This is a genomic window from Mesorhizobium sp. M0778 (genome assembly GCF_040320105.1).
Lineage (GTDB): Bacteria > Pseudomonadota > Alphaproteobacteria > Rhizobiales > Rhizobiaceae > Mesorhizobium.
Genome location: NZ_JAMYPA010000007.1, coordinates 278,504 through 286,623, shown reverse-complemented (window position 1 = coordinate 286,623; position 8,120 = coordinate 278,504). Strand labels below are relative to the sequence as shown.

Annotated in this window: 7 protein-coding genes and 1 pseudogene; 6 read left to right on the top strand and 2 right to left on the bottom strand. The window is 60.3% G+C overall.

Annotated features, from left to right (window positions below; genetic code table 11):
- The first annotated feature begins 194 nt into the window (after positions 1-194).
- The 3 genes and pseudogenes from NKI22_RS13230 (at position 195) to NKI22_RS13220 (ending at position 2,160) form a co-directional block, all read left to right on the top strand.
- A pseudogene (locus NKI22_RS13230) lies at positions 195-1,169 on the top strand (zinc-binding alcohol dehydrogenase family protein).
- 329 nt (positions 1,170-1,498) lie between these two features.
- Complete coding sequence (locus tag NKI22_RS13225) at positions 1,499-1,726, top strand: ribbon-helix-helix domain-containing protein (protein WP_023718512.1); 228 nt, start codon at positions 1,499-1,501, stop codon at positions 1,724-1,726.
- Complete coding sequence (locus tag NKI22_RS13220; RefSeq protein ID WP_352483673.1) at positions 1,723-2,160, top strand: TA system VapC family ribonuclease toxin; 438 nt, start codon at positions 1,723-1,725, stop codon at positions 2,158-2,160. The genes NKI22_RS13225 and NKI22_RS13220 overlap by 4 nt, the downstream gene beginning before the upstream one ends.
- Positions 2,161-2,347: 187 nt before the next feature.
- On the opposite strand, the gene NKI22_RS13215 is transcribed toward NKI22_RS13220, so the two are convergent.
- Positions 2,348-3,475: an NAD(P)/FAD-dependent oxidoreductase gene (locus tag NKI22_RS13215; protein ID WP_352483672.1), complete on the bottom strand. Its 1,128-nt coding sequence runs from the start codon at positions 3,473-3,475 to the stop codon at positions 2,348-2,350.
- A gap of 64 nt (positions 3,476-3,539) precedes the next feature.
- Positions 3,540-4,541: an SIS domain-containing protein gene (locus NKI22_RS13210; protein ID WP_023718509.1), complete on the bottom strand. Its 1,002-nt coding sequence runs from the start codon at positions 4,539-4,541 to the stop codon at positions 3,540-3,542.
- A 101-nt stretch (positions 4,542-4,642) separates the two neighbouring features.
- On the opposite strand from NKI22_RS13210, the gene NKI22_RS13205 reads away from it, so the two are divergent.
- The 3 genes from NKI22_RS13205 to NKI22_RS13195 all read left to right on the top strand — a co-directional run bounded on the left by NKI22_RS13205 (position 4,643) and on the right by NKI22_RS13195 (position 8,112).
- A complete protein-coding gene (locus NKI22_RS13205; protein WP_023718508.1) occupies positions 4,643-5,509 on the top strand; it encodes a PfkB family carbohydrate kinase in 867 nt (288 codons plus the stop codon).
- A gap of 160 nt (positions 5,510-5,669) precedes the next feature.
- The gene (locus NKI22_RS13200; RefSeq protein WP_352483671.1) at positions 5,670-6,506 is read left to right on the top strand and encodes an ABC transporter substrate-binding protein; all 837 of its coding nucleotides are present in this window, start codon (positions 5,670-5,672) and stop codon (positions 6,504-6,506) included.
- 76 nt (positions 6,507-6,582) lie between these two features.
- Complete coding sequence (locus tag NKI22_RS13195; RefSeq protein WP_023718506.1) at positions 6,583-8,112, top strand: amino acid ABC transporter permease/ATP-binding protein; 1,530 nt, start codon at positions 6,583-6,585, stop codon at positions 8,110-8,112.
- Positions 8,113-8,120: the final 8 nt, after the last annotated feature.

The following is an 8,120-nucleotide window of genomic DNA, read 5'->3' as shown; positions in this document are numbered from 1 at the left end:
GGGCCGGGTCTTTTGTTAATACCCCCCCCCACCCCGGCGCGCCAATTGTTCATCCCGCCGCCGGAGGGGGGCCGCGCCATAACTTCAAGTACTTCTTGTCACCCCCCCGGGGCCGGGGTTTTGCCCCCGCCGCACCACTTCCTGTTGCCGGACTCCAGCTTAGCAAGGGGGGAATTGCCGTCATGGATCCCACCATCAAAGTCGTGCGATGCTCCGAGCCCGGCAGACTGGTGTTTGAGGAGCAGCAGGCACCAGACGCTCCGCCCGAAGGCTGGGCACTGGTCAATGTCGCCTTTGTCGGGATATGCGAAACCGACTACCACATCTTCGAGGGCAGGCATCCTTATCTCGCCTATCTGCGCATCATGGGCCATGAGGTTTCGGGAACAATCGCGGCAATCAACGCGCCCGTGGACCTGTCGGTCGGAGAGCAAATCCTCGTCAATCCCTATCTTGCCTGCGGACATTGTGCCGCCTGCCGCCAGGGCAAGCCTAACTGCTGCATGTCGATCGAGGTGCTTGGCGTGCACCGTGACGGTGCCATGAGTGAGCAGATTCTCGTGCCGGCGCAAAACTTGATTCCAGCGGCCGGCCTGTCACTGGTGGAGGCGGCCACGGTCGAGTTTCTGGCCATCGGTGCCCACGCAGTCCGCAGATGCATGGCGGGGCCGGGCATTCGCACCTTGGTTATCGGCGCCGGGCCGATCGGCCTCGGCACGGCGCTTTTTGCGCGAATCGCGCAACAGAACGTGACCGTCATGGACGTCGATACCGAGCGGCTGACCTTCGATCATCGAAACGATAGCGGCGCGAACTGCGGGAGCAGGTTTCGACGTCGTCTTCGACGCAACGGGAAACAGCCGTTCGATGCAGTCTGCCTTGCCTATGTTGCTCATGGCGGCGTCATGGTGATGGTCAGCGTCGTGCCGGACGACATAACTTTCTCCGATCCAGAGTTCCACAAACGGGAAATGATGCTGATCGGCAGTCGCAACGCGACGCGTAGCGATTTCCAGCACGTCATTGCCTCGATCCGCGCTGGAAAAATACCAATCGACCAGCTTGTCACCCACCGCACCACCCTGCGCGACAGCCCACGCGACATCGCAATCTGGGCGCAGCAGAAGTCCGGTCTGATCAAGGCCGTTATCGACGTAGGATCTGGCTGACTTCAGCAACACGATCAAGACATGTCATCGCAGCCCTGGTGCTGCATTGTGGGAGGGCGAGTTGCTCGGTGACGCCACGCTAAGCGTCGCGCTTGACACGGTATTCCGTGCGGTTTTCCTCAGATAACAATTGTCCCTGCCGAACTGGCTTGGCGTTTCGCTGATTACCGCGGGCGCAGTTTTCGTCGCATAAAGGTTGAAGCCGCGGAGCGACGATCTTTCCGGCAAAACGTGTTCCACGCAAATCCGCCGGGTATTCGCACCGCTTGAGTGTCCGACGTAGCTAGTCCACATCATGCGTGATGTTTGATGCGCGTCAGGAGAGTGATATGAGAACCACACTGGCGATTGATGACGACGTCCTGGTCGCGGCCAGGGCCATGGCCCGGCAGCAGGGTCGTAGCCTCGGCGAGGTCATTAGCGATCTCGCCCGGCGCTCGCTGCGCCGGCCTCAAGCTGGCGGCGAGCGCAACGGGATTCCTCTTCTGTCGCCTCGGCCGCATGCACCTCCTGTCACGCTTGAGACGGTCAACGCCTTGCGAAACGAACTGCCTTGACCTTCCTGCTCGGTGTCAATGTGCTGATCGCACTGATCGATCCTGGTCACGTCGCCTATGGCGACGCGCATGGCTGGTTCGAAGAGACGGGCAACGCGGCATGGGCTACTTGTCCGATCACCGAAAACGGCGTCCTGCGCATCGTCGGGAACCAAAGATATCCTAATTCTCCCGGCTCGCCCGCCATCGTTGCGCAAATCGTTACCAAGTTGCGGGCTCTGCACGGGCACAGCTTCTGGCCCGACGATGTGAGCCTGGTTGGCTCCGGCGACATCGATGCAGCGAAAATCCTGACTTCGGCACAGGTCACGGATACGTACCTTCTCGCGCTCGCCAAGGCGCGAGGCGGCCAACTTGCCAGCTTTGACCGCAAGCTGTCAGCGGCGCCCGTGAAGGGCGGGAAGTCTGCACTGCACCTAATTCACACAAGGTAGACCGCCGGGCTCTTCGGTGCAGTCTGCCTTTCGATCTTCTTGGCTTTGAATTGAGGCTTGCGCAACTTGTCGCGCTCAGCGCACTCCAGTGGATCGCGAGCGGCTATCTGGCCATAGTTTGCGGGGCATTCATCTTCTCCCTTGAGCGTCCGCGCTTGGACAGTTCGGCCTTGCCGCAATTGCCCTTTCAGCTGAATCGACTAGCGCGAAACGTTGCAAGCATGGGATGCGGATTGCCTGAGGCGATTTCTTTGGCAAGCAATTCGCCGACGATCAATCCAAGCGTGGCGCCGCTGTGGCTAAAGGCGACGTGAAGCCCGGCGACGGTCTCGACGGAGCCAAGCACTGGCTCGCCGTCGCCCGGGATGGGCTTCGGGCCAACTGCATAGGTAGCGAGTTGGAGCCGCCGATTGCCCTCGAGCACCGCACTAGCCTCGTCGAGCAGTCCTTTGACGGTCTTGTCGTGCACGGTGTAAGTTCCATCAGAGTTGACCACGACTTCTTCCTCCGACCACGCCGAATCCAAAACAAGTTCGCCATCCGGCGTCGGGCGCACCGCCACGCGCGGCGTATTCAGCACGGCACGGAGCTCGGTCTTGATCGGCTTGGTTTTCAAGAGGAGTGAAATCGGCGTGGCGTCGGGGACACGAACTCCGATCTCCGCAAGCATGGCAGGCGTCGCTGGCCCAACGGCAAGGACCACTGCATCCGCCTTTAACGGCACACCGTCGGCAGTGACGACGCCACGCGCGCGACCACCTGTGGCATCTATCCGCACGCGTCCGGCGTTCTGGACGAGCTTGCCGCCGCGGGAGCGGAACTCATTGAGCAGCAGATCGATCAGGCAGGGCAGGTCAACCCATCCTTCGCCAGGATTGAAGATGGCACCCTGCGGGGTGATTGCGCTGGCGTTGACACCGGGCGTCACTGCGCCGACTTCGGCAGGGCCGAGCAGAAGCGCGTCATAACCAATATCCTGCTCCAGCTGGCAGATGGAGGCGATCTGGTTCGTCCCATCATCCGCATCCCAGGTGAGGCCGCCGTCAAAGCGAAGCCACGACGCCGTTTCCGGCCTTGTGGCCGCCAGGGTCCGATAACGGTCGATGCCCGCAAGCCTCAAGCGGTGGTAAGCAGTGTCAGCACGTCGCGCTGAGTTCAGCCAGGAAAGTGAACGGCCGGATGCACCGTTGGCCGGCGCGCCGTCGTTGACAATGGTTACATCAAAGCCAAGACGAGCGAGGTGCAGCGCGGAAGAGATGCCGAAGATGCCAGCGCCGATGACGACGACTTGGCGCGGTTTTGGGGATGCAGTCATAGAAAAATCCTTCTACGCAGAAGCCGGGCTGGGAGTTGTTGGATGGCTGCAGAGCGCGGCGGAACTAGTAGTCCGTGAGCTTCTTCATGTAGCGCCGGCCCTCGAGCATCGGCTGGCCGCGCAGACCAGCCAGCGTATAGGCAAAACGCCATAGAGTGTCGAAGAAGACCAAGGGCACGAGATAGGGTTTGATGTGTTCGGACATACCGCTGAGGTCGAGTTCCGCTCCATCGAGCACCAGGATGTTTTCCCGGCTGCCGTGCTTGAAAAGGAAATCGCGAGCGCGTTCCGTAAGGTGCCTCGTCTCGTCCAAACCCATCAAGACCACGAAGCAAGTATCCCGGTCCACCACCTCGAACGGGCCGTGAAAGAACTCGTTGGCGTGTATGGCTTGCGAGTCGTACCACTGCATCTCCATCAACACGCAGATGGCGTAGGAATACGCCGCACCGTAGCTTGCACCGCTGGCCAGTGTGTAGATCGCTTTGCGCGGCGCGAAACGGGGTACGAAGGCCTTAAACCGGTCGGCATAGGTCCGGTGCGCACGTTCGATCGCCGGCTGAAGATGGCTCAGGCTCATCAGCAGATCGGCGGTCAGCCCGGCATCCTCCCGAGCATCGATTAGGCCGGCGAGCAACATGTAGAGCACGCCGTAGTTGCTGCGGGCTGCATCGATCGGTTTGCCCGTCGTGTAGGAGGCCTGGTAGGCGACTGCGTGGTCGACCGCCTGCGCGAGGGGCGATATCTGGTCGAGCGTCATGCCGATTGTCGTCGCGCCTTGATCCTTTGCATGATTGGCCGCTCGCACGGTCTCCTGGGTGGTGCCTGTCTGCGAGCAAAGGACGACGAGCGCGTCAGGTCCCAACCGTCGCGGATCTCGGCAGACGAACTCATCCGCGTTGTAGATATCGCAGGCGAATGTGCCGCTGTGACGGTCGACAAAGTATTTGCCTGCCATCATGATCGAGAGCGAGCCGCCGCACGCCACGAGGAATAGATGCGAAAACTGCCTGCCCGCCGTAGCGGCCAGGGCGCGTTCAACGTCGGCGGGGAGGGCGAAAATCATTAGGTTCCTCTTCTCGTTGACAGAGCTTGGGCCGGCGCACAATTGACAATGGCGGGCCATTGTGCGAACGTTATCACACCCTTTAAACTGAAAGTCCTGCGATGGTCAAGATTGCCGCGATGGGCGACAACGTGGTCGATTGTTATCTCGCTCGCGGCGAGATGTATCCTGGCGGAAATTGCCTCAATGTCTCGGTGTATGTCAGCCGCTTCGGCGGGCAGTCGGCCTATGTTGGGGCGATCGGCAAAGACCGGGCAGGGGACTTGATCCACGCCGCACTCAAGTCCGACCGCGTGGACATCACCCGATTGCGGCGCCTTGAAGGGCCGACCGCCTACTGCCTCATAGGTCACCGCAACGCCGATCGGATTTTCCTGGACTTCGATCTCGGAGTTTCGGTGTTCACGCCGACGCAAGAAGATCTGGATTTTCTCTCGGGTTTTCAGGCCGTCCACATCGGCCAGTCCAGCGGTTTGGACCCGTGGGTTGCCGCTGTATCAAGTAAGTCACTGTTGTCTTATGATTTTTCCACCCGCCGGGAACCGGGACACCGACGCGAGATTGGGCCCTATTGCTATCTGGCTTGTGTCTCGGGTGACGGTCTCGACGACAAGGAATTGGCCGCAATCGCAGCCGAATTGCTCGCATTTGGTTCAAGGTGGGTTCTTGTGACTCGCGGTCGGGCCGGCGCGGTGCTTCACGGCGACACCGTCTCTTACCGAACCCCGGCGCGGTTGGTCGAACCCGTCGACACCCTGGGCGCGGGCGACACCTTCATCGCAAGAACGCTATTCGGCCTGCTTAAGAAAGAGGCGCCTCAGGACATTCTTAGCCAAGCCGCGGAGGCGGCGGCTGCTACCTGCCGGTACTACGGGGCGATCGGCTATGCGGCAGCAATTGATCTAGGAAAGATCACGCCGGAGGTCCTCCGCGGAGCTCGGCGCATTCAAGACGAGAGAACCGTCTAGTTGGGGAATTCAACTGAGCAATTGACGCGAGAAATGGACAATGCTAGTCAAAGTGATAACGTTCTCATTCATCTAACCAACGCCATGAAAGAGCGTTTTGATGGATGGGTCGTCGAGTGGGACCGCAGGCCGACTTCGGCCAATCGTAAGAGGAGAAGACATGCAAACGAATTCGAGCAGGCGCCAATTTGTGAAATCCGGTCTGGCGCTGACGATCGCGCTGGTGACAGGACTTGGCACGTTGGCCGCATCAACGCAGGCAAAAGCGGCCGACAACCCCTACAACCTCATCGACCCGACGGTGATCAGCGTCGGAACCATGGGCGATGCGAAACCCTATGTCTTCACCGACGCCAACGGCAACTTCACCGGTTTCGACGCTGAACTCTTCCGCGACGTAGCGCGCCGGCTCGGGTTCAAGGAGGAGCAGGTCGTTTTCACCGGTCAGGAATTCTCGGCCCTGCTGCCCTCTGTCGCCAACGGTCGCTTCGACGTCGCTGTCGCCGCCATTGGCACGACCGCGGAGCGCAAGAAGACCGTGGATTTTGGCGACGGCTATCTCGCTGGCTACCTGTCGATCATTTCGCCTGATCCGGCTCTGACGAGCAATGAGAGCACCGCCGGAAAGCGCATTGGCGTGATCCAGGGGACGTTGCAGGAAATCTATGCCGAGAAGAATCTGAAGGGCGACATCGTCAAATTCCCGGACAACAACACTGCCGTGGCGGCGCTGAACAACGGGACGATCGATGGGCATTTCACTGACTATGAGTCGGCCAAGCAGTATGTGGAGCGCTATAAGAACCTGAAGATAACAATGAACGTGCCGTCCTTCGATGCGCCAGCCGGTTTCGTGGTCAAGAAGGGCAACGACGCCTTCCGAGAAGCGCTCAACAAGGCATTGCGAGAGGCCATGGACGATGGCACCTGGAAACGGCTTCACGAGAAATGGTTCCCGGGTACCCCGATGCCGGATCAATATCTGCCAAAGAAGTAAATTCGCGCGTATTCGTTAGCGTTTCCGGCCGGGCCCGTGAGCAACGGTGCCCGGCCGAGTTATAGATGGACTTGATATGAGCTGGTTCGACAACTTCGCCCGCAGCTTTCTTGATTTCCAGGCGATGGCAGAAGTTCTGCCGAACATGGTGATGGTCGGCCTCAAGAACACCCTGATCCTGGCCCTTGCCTCGACGTTTTTCGGGACGCTGATCGGTATCGTACTCGCCGTGATGGGGATTTCCGAGAACCGGCCGCTGAAACTCCTTGCCCGAGTCTACACCGATATCTTCCGCGGGCTTCCTGCCATCGTCACAATCCTAATCATTGGCCAAGGCTTCGCGCGATTGGGCCGAGATCTGTTCGGTCCATCGCCTTATCCGCTGGGCATTCTGGCGCTCAGCCTGATCGCCGGCGCCTATATCGGGGAGATTTTCCGCGCCGGCATTCAGAGCGTCGAGCGTGGTCAGATCGACGCCACCCGCACTCTCGGCATGACCTATGGCCAAGGCATGCGCTTGGTGGTGATCCCGCAAGGCATCCGCCGCGTCCTGCCCGCACTGGTCAACCAGTTCATCGGCAACGTAAAGGACTCCAGCCTGGTCTATTTCCTTGGTCTGCTCGCCTCCGAACGCGAACTGTTCCGCGTCGGCCAGGACCAAGCCGTGCTGACCGGCAACTTGTCGCCGCTGTTGCTGGCCGGCGTGTTCTATCTCGTGATCACGGTGCCGCTAACCCACCTCGTCAATTACATCGACGCGCGCATGCGCGTCGGCAAACGTATCACCGCTGTGCAAAGTGGCCTCAAGGAAGTCGCCGAGCTTGCCGAAGCGGGCGTGCCGGGCACAGCGACGTTGCCTGCAGCAGAGCCCACACGCTTCAAGGGTGGCGGTATTGAGGTCAAGAATATCGACATGGCCTATGGCGCCGTCCAGGTCCTCCATGACGTCAGTCTGAAAGTGGAGCCGGGGACCGTCACCTGCCTCATCGGTCCATCCGGCTCGGGCAAGTCGACCTTGCTGCGTTGCCTCAACCGCCTCGTAGAGTGTCGAGCCGGTGACATTCTGCTCGATGGCGAAAGCATCTACAAACAGACCCCTGACCAACTCCGGCGGCGCGTCGGCATGGTTTTCCAGCAGTTCAATCTGTTCCCCGACCGCAGCGCGCTCGCCAACATCACCTTGGCGCTTCGCAAAGTTAAACGCATGTCGCGCGAGGAGGCTGAGGGCGCGGCCTTGGCGAGGCTGAATGAAGTCGGACTGCTGGAGCGTAAGGACCATCGGCCGGCCAATCTCTCGGGCGGGCAACAGCAGCGGGTGGCCATCGCGCGCGCCCTGGCCCTCGAACCCGAGATTATGCTGTTCGACGAAGTCACCAGCGCGCTCGATCCGGAATTGGTCAAAGGCGTCCTGAACTTGATGGCCGATCTCGGTCGGGGCGGGATGACGATGGTGGTCGTAACACACGAGATGAATTTCGCCCGCAAGGTCGCGAACCAGGTCGTATTCATGGACGAGGGGCGAATTGTCGAGGCAGGCCGACCAGAGGACCTATTTGATAACCCGCAAAGCCCGCGTCTTGGGCGCTTTTTGTCCGAGGTGCTGTGATTGCAATG

Excerpts from the sequence above, each read along its gene's own strand:
- NKI22_RS13225 (WP_023718512.1), top strand. The coding sequence starts at position 1,499 with ATGAGAACCACACTGGCGATTGATGACGACGTCCTGGTCGCGGCCAGG.
- NKI22_RS13215 (WP_352483672.1), bottom strand. The coding sequence starts at position 3,475 with ATGACTGCATCCCCAAAACCGCGCCAAGTCGTCGTCATCGGCGCTGGC.
- NKI22_RS13210 (WP_023718509.1), bottom strand. The coding sequence starts at position 4,541 with ATGATTTTCGCCCTCCCCGCCGACGTTGAACGCGCCCTGGCCGCTACG.
- NKI22_RS13205 (WP_023718508.1), top strand. The coding sequence starts at position 4,643 with ATGGTCAAGATTGCCGCGATGGGCGACAACGTGGTCGATTGTTATCTC.
- NKI22_RS13200 (WP_352483671.1), top strand. The coding sequence starts at position 5,670 with ATGCAAACGAATTCGAGCAGGCGCCAATTTGTGAAATCCGGTCTGGCG.
- NKI22_RS13195 (WP_023718506.1), top strand. The coding sequence starts at position 6,583 with ATGAGCTGGTTCGACAACTTCGCCCGCAGCTTTCTTGATTTCCAGGCG.